This window comes from Anabaena sp. 54 (assembly GCF_017355725.1).
Classification (GTDB): Bacteria; Cyanobacteriota; Cyanobacteriia; order Cyanobacteriales; family Nostocaceae; genus Dolichospermum; species Dolichospermum heterosporum.
Genome location: NZ_JAAVWA010000016.1, coordinates 91134 through 111625 on the forward strand (window position 1 = coordinate 91134; position 20492 = coordinate 111625).

Below are 20492 nucleotides of genomic sequence, written 5' to 3' on the forward strand. Positions count from 1 at the left end.
ATCTGAGATTAATTAACTAAATTTAAACGCAAAATATTAGTAGTACAGGAGTTAAATTTTGATTAGAAGACGGCAGACAATTTCGGAATTAAGATGGCCAGAGACAGATGAATTTATGGCGATTTCTAAGGATTGGTGTGAAACAGCATCAATCAATATACTTACTTTTGTGTGGAAAGGATATGATTTATTAGTAAACGAGGTATTCTCAGAAATTGATTGTAGTCAAGCTGAAGATGATATTGAAAGAGATATCACTCAACTGCTTGAGCCAGAAATTCGCAGCGTTATGACAGGGGATGAGCCATATTATGTTCAACATGGTTCTTATGAAAGGGAGACTCGTCAAGTTGCACCAGCACAACCAAAAGAGTATGACATTGCATTTATTCTTAGAAAGAATAGAAGGATTATATGGCCTTTAGAAGCTAAAGTTTTAAAAACAGATGGCGCAGTAGGTGAATATGTAAAAGAGATAAATGAAAATTTTATAACTTGCAAGTATGCACCCTTTTCTTATGAAGGAGGAATGCTCGGTTATCTTTTTTCTGGTGATCCTAACAAAGCTTTTACCAATATTGAGACTAAAGTACCATGCACATTAAATGATCATCCAGATTTTCCAATTCGTGATCACAAAACCTCGGATCACCAGCGACTAGTTCCTCCGGGAAAATCATATCCTGCTGAATTTCGCTGTCACCATTTACTATTAAAAATAATTGCCCCAGCCCCTACTGATACATCATCAGTATAGATACAAGACTTGCAATTAATTAGTGAGTAAATGTATTAAATTAGCTAAATTTAGTTTGCAAAATAATTACAAAAGAGGTTTATCTAAAACTGATTATAACCGACTACCGAATAGAACCAATCATGGAGCATTTTCACCTGTTCCAATTGAATAAAACTCTTCCGATTCAATCGGTGAATTTCTGCTTGTAATTTTTCATCATTGGGGAGAATATCACCTAATTCTTGAGCAACACTTTGGGCTTGTTGTGAAGTCATGATTTACCACCCGTAATCTTCGCGCATTTGTTCATAATCAAAAACCTCTGGCATATCTGGTTGTGAAGAACTTTCCACAGATGCCACTTCTATTTCTTCTGGTTCAACAATCACAGGTTTTTTAACAGTTCGACTCCCTTCGACTTCGCTCAGGGCAAGACGCTCACTGCTGGCTTTTTCAACTACAATCTGTTCTTCTTTTTGGCGTTCTTTTTTCGTTTTCTTTTGCTTAACAAAAGTTTCTCTGTCTCTTACCTCAGCCAAAATCGAACGATTACTAATTTCTTTACCTGCTTGGCGAATCCTGCGACTCATGGCTTTAGCCTCATCCAGAGACAATTCTTCAGTCTCCAAATCTTGAGCATAAGCACGAGCTAAAAATTCTTCTTGAGAACCTGTTTGACGATAAACCAAGATAGTTGTAATGTCTTTGGGGTTAAATCGCAACACCACGCTTTCCCCAGCGTAACCAGCTAGGTTTTCACCCCGATAGGTGAGATTTTCAAGTTGCAGATATCCACCCCTATAAATCGAGCGTCGAGTTTGTTTCATTAAACAAATACGCAAATCTTCTTCTGAGATTAAATCAGGTGCAACAATTAACCCAGCTTCCCATCTTTGATAACGAGTTTGATCTCCTAAACGAGCATCAATACTTTGGTTATATTTGTCTACGAGATAAGTAGGTTAGCATTGAAAATTGTCGTTATGGGAGGGCAAGAGGCAAGAGTGAAGAAGCTTTGGGCGATTTTACTTTTCTTTACACACTTTGGTTTTATTGTGTTCACCTACTTACCTTACCAATAGACGTTCTAATTCTCTTAAAGTTAAACAAGCTTCTTTCTCCTCTTCCTTGTTCCTTCGCGCTCTTTGCGTCCTTCGTGGTTCATTTCTTCTTTATCCGTCAAAATTTATTTGACAGACTGTACCGCAGGGCAGAAGTCAAAAGTCAAATGTCTGATCCCAACGACAATTTTTAACGCCAACTTACTTAATTTGTCTCAAAAAAACTACAATACTACCTGAAATTAACGAAACTCCCAACCAAATTAAAGGTTGTACTAAACCAATTTTTGTTCCTTGCTGATTCTCGTTGACATTTTGCCCCGGTTGAGAAATATCTACAGCCTTTCCTGTAGCCACAGTGACAACAAACTTTAACTCAAAAGGTTTAAAACTTCCCTTAATCACCGGTTTACCACTCAATTGCAACTGATAAGCCCCTGGTTTAGGAAAAGTTACTTCTGTTCCTGGTATGCCTTCATACCGTTCAGCCTGAATAGATTTTAATCGAGGTTCAATTAATGCTGGTTCTCCTGCTACATGAGGTTCAGCATAAATAGCCAACCGACAATTACAATCTTTTAAAGGAATTACCTTACCACCCTTTCGCGTCAGGGCAAACCAAGTTTGAGTAACTTCCCCAGCGCGGGGATTATCATTAGGTTCTAAATGGACAGTACCACCCACATCTTCGGATATTTTCACCGTGTGGGCTAAAACTTGAGTATTTGTAGTAACTATCAAACTAGATAAAATTAATAATAATAGATACCTGATTTTGCTGTTACATTGAGTAGAACGAGTCAATTTACCGCGACTTATTGGGAGGAACATAAAATTTTTCTAGATGTAAATATAACCAAAAATACCGTGAGCGCACTAATAATACACCAGAAATAATTATCCCCAGGAACACGGCTGCTAACTGGTTTTGCCAACTTAATCTGAAAGCACCCAGGTAATGAGAACCGATCATCAGCGTATGAATAGCACTCAATAACAAAGCTGGTACACTCAGGAGATGAATTTGTCGCCAACGCTTACCTAATGACTTTTGCAGAAAGTCGAAACTTGTACAAGCAGCAGGAAGCATTAATAATAATGCCATAGCTCCTGCAATCATCCCCCATTGAAATTCTAACTTTAAAAACCAAAAAGCGTTGAAATTCCACGCTAGAGAATGTTCAACATGATGAATAGTATGTACCCCAGCCAGAACAAAAGCCCCAACTCCCAAAGCTCGACGGTAACGCAGAGGTGCAGACCAAAAACTATTCACAGGACGGGCAATCAATGAGAGAATTAAACAAATTAGAGAAGCGTGTCCGCTATAGTCTGTCATGGTATCCCCCGTTCGTAAGAGGGTAATAGCCCCAATTATTAGAGTTAGCCAACCACCCAAGCGAAATAATTGACTGCGGCGATCTTTACTCATTAAAGCCGTAGAAACACCTACACCTAGCATGATGGGCAGCGTGCCAATTCCAAAAGCTAACATTGTCGCTGTTGCTTGCCACAAATTCCCTGTCGCCGCAGCCTTAATTTGAGCCGCATATAAAAAACCACAGGGCATTAATCCCCATGTCATGCCCAAAAGTGTTGGTGTCCACCATTGAGTTTGTGCAGATAACTTGAGCATAGCTGCACTGAGACGGTTGTGTAAATTCCCTTTTAAGATGGGGTGTAGTAGGGGAATATGCGGTAATAAATCTGGTTTCACCTGTCCTAAACCAAACCAAATCAGAATTATGCCTGTAATTATGGCTATCCAACGCCGCAAATCACTACCGACTCCTGCAAGTTGTCCACCTTCTACTAATACCGAACTGATTGTGCCAATACCAGCACCTACTAAAGCGTAACTCAACATTCGCCCCAAGTTGAGTAAGGTATGAAACTTTAATTGCTGTTGCCAAGTTGGATTTTCCTGCTGTTTAGAAAGAGAAAAAGCTACTGTTAAGGGTCCACACATTCCAAAGCAATGTCCAAAACTGCCCAAGAAACCTAGTAATGTGATGAGTAATAAATCTAGCATATTCATGATGGGAACTGGGAATTGGCAATTAGACATCTCCAAAAAAGATGCTAGAGACATTCTATGGAACGTCTCTACAAGGGTTTCAGGTCAAGCATCTTTAATTTCTGGAGATGTCTATTGGGAAAGTATACTTTTTACATCTCTTATCATGATGTCCATGTCAAAAGACAATCTGTCAAACTTGGTGTAGTTTTAACACAAACAGCAGAAGTCCCACATCTCACTCTTAGGAGTGTGGGATGAATGCGCGCGAGTGAGGAATTGACCAACAGGCGAAATTGAACGCAGTTCAATCAGGATCGTTGGTCAATGACGAATGAACATTTTCCGGTAATGATTGTTTTGACTATTGGCGGTTTTTTTCCGCAATCTGAGATTGTACCGATAGTTAAAAATACTCCTGTACAACAACCTCAAACCCCGGGGAAACCCCAAAATGTGAACAATACTCTATTGGTTGATAGTAATCAACTTTTCGCTCATGTTCAAAAATTGAATTTTCGGCGTTATAGCAAAATGGAGCGATCGCTTACCCGTACATATATCACAAAGGAACTGCGAAAATTTGGCTGGCAACCTCAACTAGAAAAATTTCCTCAAGGTGTAAATATTTTTACCCAACGACCAGGAACAAACAAAACCGCCGGAGCAATTCTCATTGCTGCCCATTATGACACAGTTCCTGCCTCTCCGGGTGCAGATGATAACGCCACTGGTATAATTACTGTGAAGAGCTAATTTAAAATTTGTCAGCAAAGACATTAAAAACCTACCGGGGGACTCTCGGAAAGTTACGCTTGTCAGAGATGATTCTGCCAGTAATGGCAAACAGGATCAGGGCAAGAACCGTACATCTAAGGTAATACCTGAAAAGCGGATATTATTCGAGCAGTTGTCTTGACAATTATTCGATTAAGAATCCCCGCGTCTTTAGACCGGGGAGTGTCAAAAATTAACTAACTTTGAGCAATACCTTCTTCCCGTGCGGCTTGTTGGACAGCAGCAGCCACAGCAGTAGCAACACGCCGATCAAAGACAGAAGGAATAATATGTTCCCGGTTCAAGTCCGAGGGTTTAACTAAAGATGCGATCGCATTGGCAGCTTCCAAACACATATTAGTAGTAATCGTCCTAGCCCGACAATCTAAAGCCCCACGAAACACCCCAGGAAACGCCAGTACGTTATTGATTTGGTTGGGGTAGTCACTTCGACCCGTAGCCATGATAGCGACGTTTTTAGGGGCTAATTCGGGTTGAATTTCGGGAATAGGATTAGCCATTGCAAACACAATTGCATCCTTCGTCATTCCCTGTACCATTTCTGGGGTTAAAACTCCCGGTGCGCTGACACCAATAAACACATCTGCACCTTGAACTGCACCGGCTAAAGTTCCTTGGGCTTTAACAGCAAATTCCAGTTTTTCAGCGGTTAAATCAGTGCGATTATGGGAAATAATCCCCTTAGAATCACACATCAAAATGGTTTCTGCACCAGCTTTGCGGAGTAACCGAGCGATCGCTACCCCAGCCGCTCCCGCACCATTAATCACAATGCGGATATCTGCAAGGGATTTCTGCACGAGTTTGAGAGCATTAAACAAAGCCGCTAAGGTGACAATGGCTGTACCATGTTGGTCATCATGAAAAATCGGGATATTTAATTCCGCCCGCAGTCTTTTTTCAATTTCAAAACAGCGGGGGGCAGCGATATCTTCCAAATTTACACCACCAAAAACCGGGGCGATATTTTTAACTGCTTTGACAATCTCATCTGTATCTTGAGTATCTAAACAGATGGGAAAAGCATCAAGTCCAGCAAATTCCTTAAACAGCATCGCTTTCCCTTCCATCACGGGTAAAGCCGCCGCTGGTCCCAAATTGCCTAAACCTAATACTGCACTACCATCAGTGACGATCGCCACCGTGTTCTGTTTGATAGTCAGATTATACACTTCCTCTGGATTTTCGGCGATCGCCTTACAAATGCGACCAACTCCAGGAGTATAAGCCATAGCTAAATCAGAAACACTTTTGAGCGGAATTCGACTCACAATACTGATTTTGCCACCGCGATGTAAATTAAAGGTGCGGTCATAAACATCAATTACTTGAATATCTGGTAATCCCTTCACCGCTTGCACAATAGTTTCCGCGTGTTCCGTACTCGCAGCATCAACAGTCAGATCACGGATAGATTCTTGGCGAGTTTGTTCAATTAAATCAATTTGTCCTAGATTACCACCAGTGGCAGCGATCGCTTGAGTAACAGAAGCTAACATCCCCACCCGATTGGGAATTTGTAAGCGCAATGTCACACTAAAACTAGAATTAGGAGTAAGATTTTCCATGTGTGCTAATCTCTGTTTTGAATTTTAGATTTTATAGTGAATTGCTACGGGAAATTTTATTTTCCCAAAAAACCCGTGTCATCCAAAATCAGATTTCCAGAATTATTGACCGCAGATAAACGCAGATAAACGCAGATGAATATGGATGAATTCATCTAAACCTCCAGGAGACCCCCACCAAAACTGTACTCAGTTTGGTGATGGGTGGTTGACGGATTTTCTATATTTATCTCTTTTTGAGCAATATAAGTCCCCGGACAGTTAAGTAGGTGAACACAATAAAACCAAACTGTGCAAAGAAACGTAAAATCGCCCAAACCCTCTTCACTCTTGCCTCTTGCCTTTTGCCTTGCCATAACGACAATTTTCAACGCCAACCTGCTTATGGTGTTGGAGATAAGTTGCCGAAAAAGTCATAATAATCTAAAGCTTCCAAAATCCCCCAAGCATAATTTCCTTCAGCAAAGTAAATCTGTGGTAAACCGCGCAGCTTTTCCACTTCCTGACTGTGATTTCCCACCACCACTGCCAAAGTATTACCAGCTAACATAGATTCATCATTACCCGAAGCCCCAGCCACCAAAAAGCGTTGCACAGGCAACCCCCATTTTAGAGCCACATAACGAATAGCATCCCCCTTAGAGGCTCGGATAGGCAATAAATCAAGATACATATTATGGCTATAAAATCCCTTCACATGAAGACGATGTTGGCGCAAACGACGGATAATTTCGCGGACACTAGGTGATTTTGCCTCATCCACAAAATAGCTAACCTTAAACTTACCCTGAGCATCAGCCGATTGCAATTCTACCCCAGGAATATCCTGCATCACTTTCCGAATTTCTGACCGTTGCCAATGGTAAGAAATATGTCTTTTCCAACTTGTATCTGTGACTATCTGCGGACCGTAGTAAATTTCACTTCCTGCCGATGTAATCAGCAAATCTGGCATGGGAAAACGCCATTCCTCCAACATATTTAAGGTACTTTTCAGACTGCGACCTGTAGCAATACCGACTCCAGTTGTATTCCCCTGATCACGAATCCTCTCAATTAACTTTGCTAAAGCTTCCCCATCACCTAATAGAGTATTATCAATTTCACACACCAAAAACCGATCAGCCGTTGGTAGGTGATTAGTCTCCGATATATTCCAATCGGGATGTTCATCTGCGGGGGATTTAACAAGCGGACTTAACAGAGATTGAATGCGTTTTTGGGGCAATAATCGGTGAACTTGTTCGAGATAATGCTCTACGTGACTATCCCAAGAAAAATGTTGGCAAACATTAATCATGCCATTCTTAGACCATTGTTGCCATTGTTCTGGATTGGTGAGCGATGTTCGCAAAGCAGTTTGAATATCTTGAATATTCAAAGGATCAATTAATAATCCATTCTGACAAGCCGCGAGAATATCTCTTGGACCACCATCCGCCGTAGCAATGATAGGGACACCACAGGCGCTCGCTTCAATTAATGTCAGTCCAAATGGCTCTGTTAAAGCTGGGTTGATAAACACTCCTTGGGTTTTCGCCGTTAACCGATATAAATCTGGTACATCATCTGCATGATGATGTTTAGGATAAGCAACATGACCATAAAGATCATAGCGGTCTATTAATTGCAATATCTCTAAAAATACTTGACGCGGACCCGATTCCATCGCCAAAATATCGTCTCTTTTGCCTAAAATTAGCACCAAGTTAGCTAATTGGCGCAGTTCGAGATCTTCCCCATAAGCTTTAATTAAACTACTGACATTTTTACGGATAGCTGGGCGAGAAATCGCCATAATTATAGGCTTTTGTATGTCTTTGAGAAACTTCTCTAATTCCTGTTGAATAGGCGGATTTTGCCAATTATCTGCGGCTGGATAAAAACGCTCTAAGGTGACACCTGGAGGGATGACTACCATACGTTCGGGTTGATAGTGATCGTAAACGCTATACTGCTCTTCAACTTCTTGATGAGTGCTGGCTATAACTAAAGCTGCACTTCCCAGAGTGATTTCTTCCGCCTCTATTCTTGTACTAATATGAAAATTTTCTTCAATGGTTTTCTGTTTAGTCCCATGTTCTAATAATCTTTGTTGTTTGATACGTCCCAGAGAGTGACCCGTATGGACTAAAGGTATACCTAACCAACCCGCAACCCTAGAACCTACGTATCCAGCATCAGCATAATGTGTATGAATAACATGAGGAATTTTGCCGATTTTGCGAATGTGTTTGAGTAATTCATCTGCAAATGTATCTAAGTGTGGCCAAAGAACTTCTTTGCGGAGGTAGCGTTTGGGACCACAGGCGATGCGAATAATTTGGGCTTTATCTGTGAGAATTTCGACTGGTTGAGCATAATCAGGGCTAACTTTGGGATCATTTACCAACCGGGTTACTAAATCAACCCTTGCGACTTGGGGATTTTTAGCTAATGTGCAAGCCAGTTCTACCGCGTATTTGGTTTGTCCACCAGTGTCAGCATCTTTACCTAACTCTAGATTGTTACCACGAATTAAACCATGAACGCTGACGAGCAAAATATACAACCCTGGGTCATTTATCACAGTGTTGATTCCTCCATAATTAGCCATAAATCAGACGTTTTTGCCTGATTTGTTATAGTTATAGCAGGGAATAGGGAACAGGGGGAGTTGGGGGAGTTGGGGGAGTTGGGGGAGTTGGGGGAGTTGGGGGAGTTGGGGGAGTTGGGGGGGAGTTGGGGGAGTTGGGGGGAGTTGGGGGGGAGTTGGGGAAGTTGGGGGAGTTGGGGGAGTTGGGGGAGTTGGGGGAGTTGGGGGAGTTGGGGGAGTTGGGGGAGTTGGGGAAGTTGGGGGAGTTGGGGGAGTTGGGGGAGTTGGGGGAGTTGGGGAAGTTGGGGGAGTTGGGGGGGAGAAAGAATTTTCCCAATGACAACTAACAACCAACAACTGACAACTGACAACTGACAACTGATAACTAACAACTTACAGAAATAGTTCGGGGAGAGTAGTTTCTAGTTTCAGACAATTAGCACCATTCACCTGTAATTGATACTCTACCTTATCCATCAACCGATTCATAATTAACCAACCATAACCACCTTCTTGCTTTTCTGTGGGGTTGGGAGGAAAGTAAGTAGATAAATCAAAACCTTCACCATAATCCCAAATCTCTATAGATAAATCTCGGTCTTTCAGTTCTAACCGCAGTAAAATTGTTAATCCAGACTTGTTTTTATGGGCATGACGCACAGCATTAGAATATCCTTCTGTTAAAACCAAGCGTAAGCGACCTGATTGTTTGATCCAATCAACAGATTCCCCTAATTGTAATTGTAAGCATCCGAATAACCATTGTTCTGCAATATTGATAAAATTTAGGTCACTGGGAACATGAAGTTCACTTTTCATAACCTATAAAACCTCCAGAGACAGTATAGTTTGATCATCTTCTTGAACATCGTTATTGGCTTGAATAAGAGCTAATAAATTATCAAAATTAAGGGGTTGAGATTGTTTTTTAATAAGTTGCCATAGACCTTCTTGGTTAAGCATAGAATGATGAGTTGTTCTCGAACTGTCTAAGGTTTCCCATACAGTTGCTTCCGTAATTCCATCACTAGTCAGGAGTAATGTATCTCCAGGAGCAAGAATCAAACGTCCGGACTCAGCCTGCCATTTAGGTAATATTCCCAAGGGAATACTGCGAACTTTCAGATAATGGGGAGAATCATTCACAGTGGCTTGTTCTGACCACACAAAAGGATAAATATGCCCCGAATTAGCATAGACAAGTTCTCTTGTAATTGGGTGATAACGAGCTAAAATCATTGTGATAAAATAATTACTGGTCATTAAATCATCAATCAAAGCATAATTCAGATTTTGCATGATGAGATTTGGCTCTACTGCTACTTCTTGACAGAGTTCCCGACGCAGCAAAGAAATCGTACTAGCCATAAACAAAGCCGCTGGCACACCCTTCCCAGAAACATCACCAACTGCTAACCACAAATCACCATTAGGATGAACAAACACTTCAAAAAAGTCACCTCCTACCTCTCGTGCTGGATAGCAACAAGCTTGGACTTTTACACCTGCCATTTCTGGTAAAGTTTGCCGCAATAGGTTATGTTGAATTTGGCGGGCTACTTCCAACTCTAAGTTAATTTGTTGTTGTTTTTCTTGCAAACTCTGATAGAGTTTTGCTTGGGAAAGGGCTAAGGCTGCTTGTTCTGCTACACCTGTAATCAGTTGAATATCTTCTTGATGCCAAATGTGATCACTTCCCAATTTACAAATAGCAATAATAGCTAGTAAATCCTGTTGATAAATGAGTGGAAAAATTAGATATTGACAAGGGATGTCTTCGTAGATATCGTCTTTTATTTCATAATGGTGAGTTTGGAAAACCTCGGCAATTAAATTACTAAGGTCTGGAAGTAAATCATAGATTTTAGATTGAGAATTTTGATAGCAAAATTGCCTTTCGGTTAGTGAATCATCTTCGACTGGTTTGACTAAGCAATAATGAGCCGCAAATGTTTCTCCAATTGTAGTAACGAGTTTTTGCAGCATATTGTCATAGTCTAAAGATTCTCTAATTGCTGTTGTTACAGCATTAAATAAAGATTCCCGTCGCAAGGCACGAGATAATTCTGCTAATCGTTTTTTAACTAAGCGATAGGTATCACTAGCTTGATTGACTAATGTTTGGAGTTGGGTGGGATTCCAAGGTTTTGTAATGTATTTAAATACTCGACCTGAGTTAATTGCATCTACTAAATCTTCTACATCTGTAAAACCTGTGAGCAAAATCCGAATTGTATCAGGAAACCGCTCCACTGTCAGACTTAATAGTTCGCTACCGTTCATTTCAGACATTCTTTGGTCGGAGATAATGACAGCCATTTCACCTTCTTTTTCTAAGATAGCTAAGGCTTCAGTGGCACTATTAGCCTTATAAACTTTAAAATCTTTCCAAAATGTGCGATAGAGGACATCTAAGTTATCTAGCTCGTCATCTACGACCATGAGCTTGAGCTTATCTAACTTTTTTCCAGCCATAAAGTGTCCTTAATTTTAATAACTAAGTAGGTGGACGTGAAATAACCAAAAGTGTATACCGATATGTAAATTTACCTCAATGCGTTATTGTCGTTGAGTTTTAGCCATTGCAAAAAACGAAATATATTTTGATTTTCCTCCTTCCGCCTACTTAACTAAGCCAGAACGCATAGCAATTACTGCTGCTTGGGTACGGTCATTAGCACCTAGTTTGTTCATAATATTACAAACGTGGGTTTTTACAGTTCCATTTGCAATATAAAGTCTCTTGGCGATATCGTTATTACTACAACCTTTGGTAATCAATTCTATCACTTCTAATTCTCTGTCTGAGAGAATACCGACTTTAATAAGTTGTTTATGATCATGGGATTTGAGAGAATCTTGTTTTTGCTTGGCCTTTTCTACAAGAATCCGGGCAATCACTGGATCAATCCATGACGAGCATTATTAGCTTGTCCAACTAGTTCAATTTCGTCTTTTCGTTGTAATGCTGTGCAAATACTGAGACGAGTGAGTTCATGATCTTCAATGATGACAGTGCGGATTTTACTCATTTTTCGTCACATATTTTGGTTTTTGCCGTCCACCTGACTTAAAAATAATACCCCACCCCTAGCCCTCCCCGTTCTTCGAGGGGGGAATAAGAAGTTTTTCCATATATTCTGGTATACATAGTTCATGATGGCTACTTAGATATACTAAACACGGGTGAGATTTAAACTTTTGCCAAATGACAAAGAACCCAGATGTGTAGGGGTAAAGCAAGAGCTTCATTGGTGTCAACTTAACGTAAAACATCTATCCCGCAAAGAACTCAATTCATCTCATTCCCAGTCTCTAACTGGGAATGAATCCTAGAAGGCTCTGCCCTCAATGATATTAGAGGCAGAGCCTCATCAACTGCATTCCTAGTCAGAGACTAGGAACGAGGTGTGGCATGGATTTGAGCTTAAGTTGACACCATTAAGCTTTTGCTTTACCCCTACGTTTAGAATCAAACAATCAAGCAAATTACTGAGTATATTAAATAATATAACCTTTTTTTGACTAAGTTATTCCAAAGCCAGACAGCAAAATAGTTTTACTCCTGACTCCTGACTCGGCGATCGCTAATTTTAGATTTTAGGGAACACCAAAAAATAAATTACCCAATTTTGTGGGATGGGCATCCTGCCCGTCCTTGATAATTAGCGGGATTTACTGTATATTAACGCTGGGCTACTCGCAATAACAAAAACAAACCTGTGGCTAATCCAAATAAATTAGGCAACCAAGCACCAATGAAGGGCGAAAGAATACCAGCTTGTGCTAATGCTCCAGAGACGGATAGTAGCAAATAGTAACTAAAAATTACAATCACGCTAATACCAAAACTTGTGCCACGTCCAGTGCGTTGAGGGATGCTACCCATAACTGAACCAACTAAGCCAAAAATAACGCAAATAAAGGGAAAGGCGATTTTTTGTTGGATTCGCACTTGCAGTTTGCGAATTTTTTGATTGTTCCCACCTAAACGTTCTATTTCTAATTGTTCTAAGGCTTGGGAGATATTCATTTCGCCGTAGTCTCGGCTATTTTCGGCTAAGGTTAAAGGTGTGCGAGGAAGTTGTAATTGCTGATGTTCAAATCGTAAAATATTCCGATATGAGCGATCTGTCGCTACTAAATAGATAGTCCCATTGTAAAAATCCCAAACTTGTTTTTGAGTGTTCCATTTAGCTGATTCGGAAACAACGATTTGATCAACTCCGCCTCTGGAACGATCTATAATTGTTAAACCATTCATTTGCTTACCATCAAATTGGTCAGCATAAAATAAGCGAGAAAGGATCTTTTTTCGAGTACCATCTGCTTCTTTAAATTCTCGATATTCAGGATAGTAAATATTTTGTTGTTTAAAGGAAGGTTGGTCTGATTTGAGAGCTTGTGCTAGGGTGATAGTGGCTTTGTAATTTGCGGCGGGGGCAATTTGCTCATTAAATAAATAAGTGATGATAGTGACGGCAAAACTTAACACCACAGCCGTTAAAACCATGCGATAAACACTAACACCACACCCCCGCAAAGCGATTAATTCACTTTCGCTAGAAAGGCGACTATAGGTCATTAAAGTAGCTAACAAAGTGGACATGGGGAAAGAGTACACCATGACATAAGGTAGCTTTAAGAGGAAAATCTCTAGGGCGATATTGAGAGGTAGCCCGGATTCTACAACCTTTCGCAGTAATTCAAATAAACTATCAATTGCTAAAACTACAGAAGTAAATGCACCAACACCAAATAAAAATGGTGAAATTAATTGCATCGCTAAATAGCGATCCATGATAGAAAATGAAAATATTGAAATTAAATTGGAGAAGGGTTTAATCTGTTTAGATATCATGATTATGTTTCGTGAAATCTCTCTTAGAGATCCCGCAGGGTAGATGCAAAGGAACAAAGGCGCAAAGTTTAAACTGCAAAATTATCACCTAAATAATATTGTCGCACCAAGGGGTTATTATACAGTTCTTCAGAGTTGCCAAAAGCAAGAATTTGTCCTTCACGCATAATATAACCACGATCTGTTATGGCTAGGGTTTCGCGGACATTATGATCTGTGATTAAAATTCCCATACCGCGATCGCGCAATTGACTGACAATCTCCTGAATCTCAGATACAGCAATGGGATCAACTCCCGCAAAAGGTTCATCTAAAAACAGGAATTTGGGTCCTTCTTTCCCTGCTGCTAAAGCCCTCGCTAATTCTGTGCGTCGTCGTTCACCACCAGAAAGTTGAATCCCTTTACTATTAGCTACCTTTTCTAAGTGAAATTCTTGTAATAAGGTATGTAGTCTGTGTCTCCATTCTCTCCTGGGAACTTGAGTTTGTTCAAATACTAGGAGAATATTTTCTTTCACTGACAACTGACGAAATACACTTGCTTCTTGAGCTAAATAGCCAATACCTAATCTAGCCCTTGCGTGCATGGGGAAATTAGTAATATCTAAATTGTCTAACCACACTTTGCCATGATTCGGTTTTTCTAAACCTGTGGCAATATAAAATGTTGTCGTTTTCCCCGCACCATTAGGACCAAGCAAACCGACAACTTCCCCCTGGCTAACAGAAAGGCTAACACGATTTACAATTAATCGTTTACCGTAGGATTTGTGAATATTCTCTAAAACAATTTTCACTATGGGATTTTGTCTAGGTGTAGATGCTAATTAGAACGCTTTAAGGCTGGAGTTTTTGGGGCTGGTTTCGTAGTTTGTCTACTAGGATTAGAATCTTCTATCATATATATAGATTCTACCTGACGGTTAGATTGGGGTAAGGCGATGAATCTGCCTTCGTCAATTAAATAGGTGACTTTTTCGGCACGAATGCTATTGCTACCCTGTTGTAAAATGTAAACATTACCACTGAAGTCAATCCGTTTTTCTTTACTAAAGTATTGAGCTTGAGCAGATGTGGCTTGAATTTGCCGAGCCGGGTAGACCATTTGCACATTGCCACGAGCAGTAATTACTTGAGTTTTCGCGTCATATTCTTGGGTATCAGAGCGAATAGTCAGGGGACGATTTCCCCCAGATTGGGCTGTAGCTGGTAGCAATTGGCTGGGCAATCCTGCAACACCTACAAGGGAAATTGGCAGTGCCAGGGCTAATCCTAAGCGGCGTATCCGTGATTTTAGTAATTGATAAGGAGGTATCATAGAAGCTAGGGAATAGGGAACGGGGAATAGGAAAATAAAATATCAGTCCTATAGCCAAAACGGACGGTTTTTTTTAACTTTAGTTTCGCGTTGAAAATCTTTGATCACAACTGGCAAAATTTGTTAATTGTTACCGAATCTGATACACCAACAAAAGATTCATAAAATCCATCAGAAAAATCATCAAAATCCCACAAATCATAGTTTAGACAGGGAAATAATAGGTAAAAGCCTAACTTGATTTTGAGCCAATTCTCTATTTGCCATTGGTTGTAGACTTTCTTGTTGTAGTGTTTTTAACAAATCCACACTTTCAGTTAGTAATTCTTCCACATTAATACCGCCGTAGCTAGGTAGATAACGCCGAAGACGATTACTACCTTCGCCTAAAAGAATCATTGCCCCCCGTTGGTTATGATTACCCAGATGATATAGTCCTACAGCAATTTGGAGAATACCTTGATAAAAAGTTTTATCTGGTTCGATACTATCGATCCAGAGTGCTTCAAGAATGTCATGGCAAGCGTAGAACTGTCCAGCATTGAACTGTTCTACACCTTGCCAAAACTCTTCAGGCATGATTTCGCTCATCCCATGCTATCCCGAACTTCTTTAATACAATCGAGAGAAATTTCCTGTTTGTCCCCAGAAAATTCATTTTCAGGTGTGAGGAATAGCATACAGTGACATTCTTTGCGTTCGCGCATGGGTACGCAGGGACAGTTCCAAAAAGCGGCGTTAACTTCGGCTTCTTTATCTTCGTAGTGACGACAAGGACATAAGGGCGCACCGAGTTCGTCTTTATGCTTGGCTAGTCCTTCGATGACAACTGCGGTAACGGAAGGTTCAGAACAGAAGAATGTTCCCGTCCGTTTGGCGTATTGTTCGGAAAAATGCCGCATTGCTTCTAGGCTTTTATCGCTGGATTTTGAATTCACTTCTGATGTGACCATTGGTTGTGCTGTTTATAAATTTCCATGTTTCTTTGCATTGTACATCAGGCTCAGTGTGAGAAATCGTTTCAAAATAAGTTTCAAAATAAACTGAGGGCTTTTTGTAGTTGGGGTTGTAGTTCTTGTTCGTTTTGGACGATGATGCCGGGATATTCCCGATTAATGAGGTTTGGTGTGGCTGAATCTGGATTTTGCCACAGTAGCCAACGACTACCCGAAGGTAAGGAAGATGTGGTGAAAGAGTTTTGGGTTAGCCAAATGAGGGGGCGGTGATCTGGTGGTAAGCTGTTTTTTTCGGTGGGGTTGGTGGCTGCTAAGGTTTCGAGAACGGAGATATTACCTGTAGTTAAACCAGTGGCTGATGTCCATAGTTGCACTTGCAGTTTCTGCTTTTGGGCATAAAAATACAGGGAAGCGGCGGCAATCACGGCTTGTTCAAATAATTCTTGTTGCCATATAAAGGAACTATCTATGGCAATGATAATTTCTTGTCCCCCGGTAATTACTTCTAATTCTCGGACTCGTAATTCTCCATAGCGAGCGCTCGTCCGCCAATGAATCAACCGAGTAGGATCACCAATGCGATAGGGACGTAGCGATCGCACTAATCCCGTTGTTGCCATCTGTAAAGGTTTACCACGCGGATCTCCCCTTTGGCTATCATCTTGTCCGATTTCATCAATTAAGGGGCAGGTAGTCAAGGGTAAAACGGTGGGATAAACAGTCGCCCTAGCTTCACACTGACGAGGACGACGACAGGAAAATAAACCCCAGGGCGCACCTGTGACTAATTCTACTGTGTGCCAGCGGTAAATACCACGCTGTTGGGTAGGGTGATAATAGATGCACTGATAACTCTCTTGTGGTGGAATAGCTTCAATATTTTGCTGGACTGGTTGACCAAGAATAAATGGGAGAATGTCTCTAATTTGTAATAGACTAGAAAATCGTTTTTTCTGATTTTGAATTTCTATTTCAATTTTCAGTGCATCACCGGCGGTTACTGGTGCAATAGGACGACGCTTCACAATTATACCTGTGAGCGATCGCGGTGCAACAAAAGCCGACACCCCCAAAAGCGCAAAACTAACCCCACTAATCACATACAGCCAGCCAGCCATAGTATTAATCCCTGCACCCAAATAACACACAGAGATTCCCGCCAACACCCAACCGCCATAAGCAGGTGCAGCAGCCCAGGTTTCCAACCAATTGTTGATTTTTTTAGTAATTTTCATCTTTCTTGTTTAACTTAATTTGGGGGAACAGGGAACAGGCAAGAGGGAATAGGGAATAGGCAAGAGGCAAGAGGCAAGAGGCAAGAGGGAATAGGCAAGAGGCAAGGGGCAAGAGGCAAGAGGGAATAAATTTAATAATGATTGAGAATTACATCTAAAAAGCCCCTGTCATTAATTGCCACGGACAACTGACCACTGACAACCAACAACTGACAACTGACCACTGACAACCAACAACTGACAATATGGTTTATCCCGTTATTTGGCACAATAATTCAGTCTCACTGATTGATCAAACTCGCTTACCTAATGAATATACAGTGGTGGAGATTCACCGCAGTGAAGATATGGCACAAGCCATTACAACCATGATTGTGAGGGGTGCGCCGGCGATTGGGGTGGCTGCGGCTTATGGAATGTATTTGGGGGCAAGGGAAATTGAAACCAGCCATCGCCAAGAGTTTTTAGCTAAACTGGAAACAGTAGCTAATTTGTTGCGTTCTACCCGTCCCACTGCGGTAAATTTGTTTTGGGCAATTGGCAGAATGATGCAAACGGCTTATGAAACCATGGGAACAGTCGCCGAAATTAAACAAGCCCTTTTAGAAACTGCCCAAAAGATCAATGCCGAAGATTTGCAAACCTGTCAAGCGATCGGTGATCATGGTTTGGCGGCATTACCGCAAACCCCAGAAAAACTAATTATACTCACTCACTGCAACGCTGGGGCTTTAGCTACCGCTGGTTATGGTACAGCATTAGGTGTAGTCCGTTCTGCGTGGAAAGAAGGACGTTTAGCCAGAGTATATGCAGACGAAACTCGTCCCCGGTTACAAGGTGCAAAACTCACCACTTGGGAATGTGTCCAAGAAGGGATTCCGGTGACAGTAATTACCGATAATATGGCTGCCCACTGCATGAAACAAGGTTTAATTGATGCTGTAGTTGTGGGTGCTGATAGAATAGCTGCTAATGGCGATGCTGCTAATAAAATCGGAACTTATAGTTTAGCTATTGTGGCAAAAGCTCATAATATTCCTTTCTTTGTAGCTGCACCTTTATCTACAGTAGATTTTGAGTTAATTGATGGTAGTCAAATCCCTATTGAAGAACGTCACCCAGCAGAAATTTATCAAATTGGTGAAACTATCCTTACTCCTCCAGGTGTGGAATTTTATAACCCGGCTTTTGATGTCACACCTGCGGATTTAATTACCGCCATTATTACGGAAAATGGGGCTTTTCTGCCAGGGGATTTATTAAAGGCTCAGAAGATGCTTTAATTTTAACGGTGAGAAGGGTTTCGCAATACTAAAAGGGTGTTTGAACAAGTCTCTTATGGTGTATCAAATATTTTTAGATACCCCTAAATCCCCCTTAAAAAGGGGGACTTTGACTCTAGTTCCGCCCTGACTAAGGTGGATCTGTGAGTTCCTAAAATCACAACCTAAAACTTTTCAAACAACCTCTAAACCCATATATTGGATATTTATCACAAGTGGGGGATTTAGCGATCGCTCCTCAATGTGGTGTGTTAGTGGTAATTTCTTAGGAGAGACTTACTTTGTAAAATTGAATACTTTGCAAAATCCATGTGTATTCTTTTTATTAAAAATTCTTAAAAAAAAATTAAAAACATCTAAGTTTACTAAATAACATGATAATCGTAACTCTGGTATCAAAAAATATTTTACATTTATCCCATGAAATCACTTTTGGCATTTTATATAATTATAATCGCTTCTTTTGTGGCGAAAGTAGACTCCGTAAAAGCTGAAAATATTTTTAATATTCAATCTCAATTAAATGTAAATGAAAAACCATTTTTATTATCTCAGAATGAGACAAATAATAGTAATAATACAAACAATGATAATAATAAAAATGTATTATTAACCGCGCTAATGGCTGTTATACCAGCATTATCTGGCTATTTTGTGGTTTATCTTAGAAGAGAAACAAAAAAAATAGAAGAAGATACTCTTAATAAATTAGATAAGCGTAAACCTCTTGAACCAGGTGAATTTAGAAACTCTATCCTACTTGTTGGCTTGGGTGGTTCTGGTAAAACCACACTAATAGGACATTTAGTAGATCAAGGAAACTCAGAAATGTCAACGAGGGACTATGCTAACTATAAATCTCTTAGCGAATCTATTGATAAAAATGGTAACACATATAAATTTTATATAGCAGATTATCCTGGTCAAAATATAGGTGTTCTCATCAAGGGATTAATGTCAGAACAAAAAGTACCTTATTCACCGATGACATTTAATGGAATAGACTCCATAATAATTGTAGTTGATTTAGTTTACACTCCTGAGCCTGGATCAGAAATTGACATGGATTTAGTGCGTCAAACATGGCAAAAACGTGTGCAACAACATATAAAAGAATGGAGTCCCACAGCTTTAGATTGTGTTTTTGGACTTGTTGGTAAAAATATTAAATATTTTTGTCTTTTTATAAATAAATTTGACATATTGAATGAGATGGATAAGAATATAGATAAAGAAAAGGTTCTTACAGAATATCGTGAACTTAACCAAAACATAAGTCAGAGAGCTAGAGGTTTTGTATATAAACCAATAATTGGTAGTTTTACAAGAGGTGACGGGTTAGTAGAATTAACACAAGATTTAAAAAAATATAGTGAATCGTTAAAAAATCTTGATAAATCTTAGGAAAGAAAATTATGAGTAACTGGCGAGACCAATCAGAAAGAGACCTAGAACTATCGAATTCACCTAATAAATCTGACTCTAATATTAATGAGAAAAAAATCACAAAAATAAGTCCAGTAATCTATGGTTTTATAATTTTTCTATTAAGTTTTTTTTTCTATACATATTAAATAAATATGTATTAAAAGATAAATCTACTGATTGTACTGCAATAAATCAAGAAAGCAATCATAATTTTATTGAAAAACAATTCCTTGCAACTTTAAAACTTAATCAAGTTATCAAAAGCATTACTTTTACTCCCTATTGTGAAGTAATTGCTACAGCAGATGATGGCAAAACTTTAACCTTGTTGAATTATCAAGGAAAAATTATCAATACTTTTCAAATCAATGGGTTTGTAACGAGCATACCATTTAGTCCCAATTCTCAAATAATTGCAATACCCAGCAATGACAAAGCAGTAACTTTGTTAAATTCTCAAGGAAAAATCATCAATACTTTTCCACTTAGTGGGTTAGTGACCAGTATTGCTTTTAGTCCTAATGGTAAAATAATTGCAATAGCCAGTGACGATAAAATAGTAACCTTGTTGAATCTTCAAGGAAAAATCATCAATACTTTTCCACTTAGTGGGTTAGTGACCAGTATTGCTTTTAGTCCTAATGGTAAAATAA

Annotated in this window: 19 protein-coding genes and 1 pseudogene; 5 read left to right on the forward strand and 15 right to left on the reverse strand. The window is 39.9% G+C overall.

Going from position 1 to position 20492, the window contains the following annotated elements; genetic code table 11:
• The first annotated feature begins 58 nt into the window (after window positions 1–58).
• Window positions 59–757, forward strand: coding sequence for a hypothetical protein (locus HEQ36_RS15615; protein WP_205748590.1), 699 nt, complete (start codon window positions 59–61; stop codon window positions 755–757).
• Window positions 758–840: 83 nt separating this feature from the next.
• Here HEQ36_RS15615 and HEQ36_RS15620 read toward each other — a convergent pair whose 3' ends face one another.
• The 4 genes from HEQ36_RS15620 to HEQ36_RS15635 all read right to left on the reverse strand — a co-directional run bounded on the left by HEQ36_RS15620 (window position 841) and on the right by HEQ36_RS15635 (window position 3832).
• Window positions 841–1014 carry a hypothetical protein gene (locus HEQ36_RS15620; RefSeq protein ID WP_205748591.1) on the reverse strand — a complete coding sequence of 58 codons (174 nt, stop codon included), beginning with the start codon at window positions 1012–1014 and terminating at the stop codon, window positions 841–843.
• Between the two features lie 3 nt (window positions 1015–1017).
• Window positions 1018–1566 carry a Mu transposase C-terminal domain-containing protein gene (locus HEQ36_RS15625; protein WP_233455549.1) on the reverse strand — a complete coding sequence of 183 codons (549 nt, stop codon included), beginning with the start codon at window positions 1564–1566 and terminating at the stop codon, window positions 1018–1020.
• A gap of 435 nt (window positions 1567–2001) precedes the next feature.
• Window positions 2002–2631 carry a hypothetical protein gene (locus HEQ36_RS15630; RefSeq protein WP_168636692.1) on the reverse strand — a complete coding sequence of 210 codons (630 nt, stop codon included), beginning with the start codon at window positions 2629–2631 and terminating at the stop codon, window positions 2002–2004.
• On the reverse strand, window positions 2606–3832 hold the full coding sequence (locus tag HEQ36_RS15635; RefSeq protein ID WP_039201738.1) for a sulfite exporter TauE/SafE family protein: 1227 nt from the start codon (window positions 3830–3832) through the stop codon (window positions 2606–2608). The genes HEQ36_RS15630 and HEQ36_RS15635 overlap by 26 nt, the downstream gene beginning before the upstream one ends.
• A 312-nt stretch (window positions 3833–4144) precedes the next feature.
• Between HEQ36_RS15635 and HEQ36_RS15640 the strand changes: the two genes are divergently transcribed.
• A complete protein-coding gene (locus tag HEQ36_RS15640; protein WP_168636693.1) occupies window positions 4145–4573 on the forward strand; it encodes a M28 family peptidase in 429 nt (142 codons plus the stop codon).
• Between the two features lie 218 nt (window positions 4574–4791).
• On the opposite strand, the gene HEQ36_RS15645 is transcribed toward HEQ36_RS15640, so the two are convergent.
• The 11 genes and pseudogenes from HEQ36_RS15645 to HEQ36_RS15695 all read right to left on the reverse strand — a co-directional run bounded on the left by HEQ36_RS15645 (window position 4792) and on the right by HEQ36_RS15695 (window position 17128).
• Window positions 4792–6183, reverse strand: coding sequence for a malic enzyme-like NAD(P)-binding protein (locus HEQ36_RS15645; protein WP_168636694.1), 1392 nt, complete (start codon window positions 6181–6183; stop codon window positions 4792–4794).
• A 382-nt stretch (window positions 6184–6565) separates the two neighbouring features.
• Complete coding sequence (locus tag HEQ36_RS15650; RefSeq protein WP_168636802.1) at window positions 6566–8752, reverse strand: HAD-IIB family hydrolase; 2187 nt, start codon at window positions 8750–8752, stop codon at window positions 6566–6568.
• A 399-nt stretch (window positions 8753–9151) separates the two neighbouring features.
• On the reverse strand, window positions 9152–9577 hold the full coding sequence (locus HEQ36_RS15655) for an anti-sigma regulatory factor (RefSeq protein WP_053539128.1): 426 nt from the start codon (window positions 9575–9577) through the stop codon (window positions 9152–9154).
• 3 nt (window positions 9578–9580) lie between these two features.
• Window positions 9581–11233 carry a SpoIIE family protein phosphatase gene (locus HEQ36_RS15660; RefSeq protein WP_168636695.1) on the reverse strand — a complete coding sequence of 551 codons (1653 nt, stop codon included), beginning with the start codon at window positions 11231–11233 and terminating at the stop codon, window positions 9581–9583.
• 147 nt (window positions 11234–11380) lie between these two features.
• Window positions 11381–11790: pseudogene (locus tag HEQ36_RS15665) on the reverse strand (response regulator transcription factor).
• Between the two features lie 653 nt (window positions 11791–12443).
• Window positions 12444–13559, reverse strand: coding sequence for an LptF/LptG family permease (locus tag HEQ36_RS15670; RefSeq protein ID WP_168636803.1), 1116 nt, complete (start codon window positions 13557–13559; stop codon window positions 12444–12446).
• A 128-nt stretch (window positions 13560–13687) separates the two neighbouring features.
• Window positions 13688–14416, reverse strand: a complete 729-nt coding sequence (lptB, locus tag HEQ36_RS15675) for an LPS export ABC transporter ATP-binding protein (RefSeq protein ID WP_027400685.1) — start codon at window positions 14414–14416, stop codon at window positions 13688–13690.
• Between the two features lie 26 nt (window positions 14417–14442).
• Entirely contained in the window at window positions 14443–14937 is a 495-nt protein-coding gene (locus HEQ36_RS15680; protein ID WP_027400684.1) for an LptA/OstA family protein, read from the reverse strand.
• Window positions 14938–15135: 198 nt separating this feature from the next.
• Entirely contained in the window at window positions 15136–15528 is a 393-nt protein-coding gene (locus tag HEQ36_RS15685; RefSeq protein WP_027400683.1) for a DUF309 domain-containing protein, read from the reverse strand.
• Complete coding sequence (locus HEQ36_RS15690; RefSeq protein ID WP_027400682.1) at window positions 15525–15890, reverse strand: ferredoxin thioredoxin reductase catalytic beta subunit; 366 nt, start codon at window positions 15888–15890, stop codon at window positions 15525–15527. The genes HEQ36_RS15685 and HEQ36_RS15690 overlap by 4 nt, the downstream gene beginning before the upstream one ends.
• 80 nt (window positions 15891–15970) lie before the next feature.
• A complete protein-coding gene (locus tag HEQ36_RS15695; RefSeq protein WP_168636696.1) occupies window positions 15971–17128 on the reverse strand; it encodes a DUF58 domain-containing protein in 1158 nt (385 codons plus the stop codon).
• A gap of 245 nt (window positions 17129–17373) precedes the next feature.
• Here HEQ36_RS15695 and mtnA point away from each other — a divergent pair, with 245 nt between their 5' ends.
• The 3 genes from mtnA to HEQ36_RS15710 all read left to right on the forward strand — a co-directional run.
• On the forward strand, window positions 17374–18411 hold the full coding sequence (gene mtnA / locus HEQ36_RS15700; protein WP_027400680.1) for an S-methyl-5-thioribose-1-phosphate isomerase: 1038 nt from the start codon (window positions 17374–17376) through the stop codon (window positions 18409–18411).
• 420 nt (window positions 18412–18831) lie between these two features.
• The gene (locus tag HEQ36_RS15705) at window positions 18832–19815 is read left to right on the forward strand and encodes a GTPase domain-containing protein (RefSeq protein ID WP_290708026.1); all 984 of its coding nucleotides are present in this window, start codon (window positions 18832–18834) and stop codon (window positions 19813–19815) included.
• Window positions 19816–20164: 349 nt separating this feature from the next.
• The coding region (locus HEQ36_RS15710) for a hypothetical protein (protein ID WP_290708028.1) at window positions 20165–20492 on the forward strand (328 nt) is incomplete at its 3' end.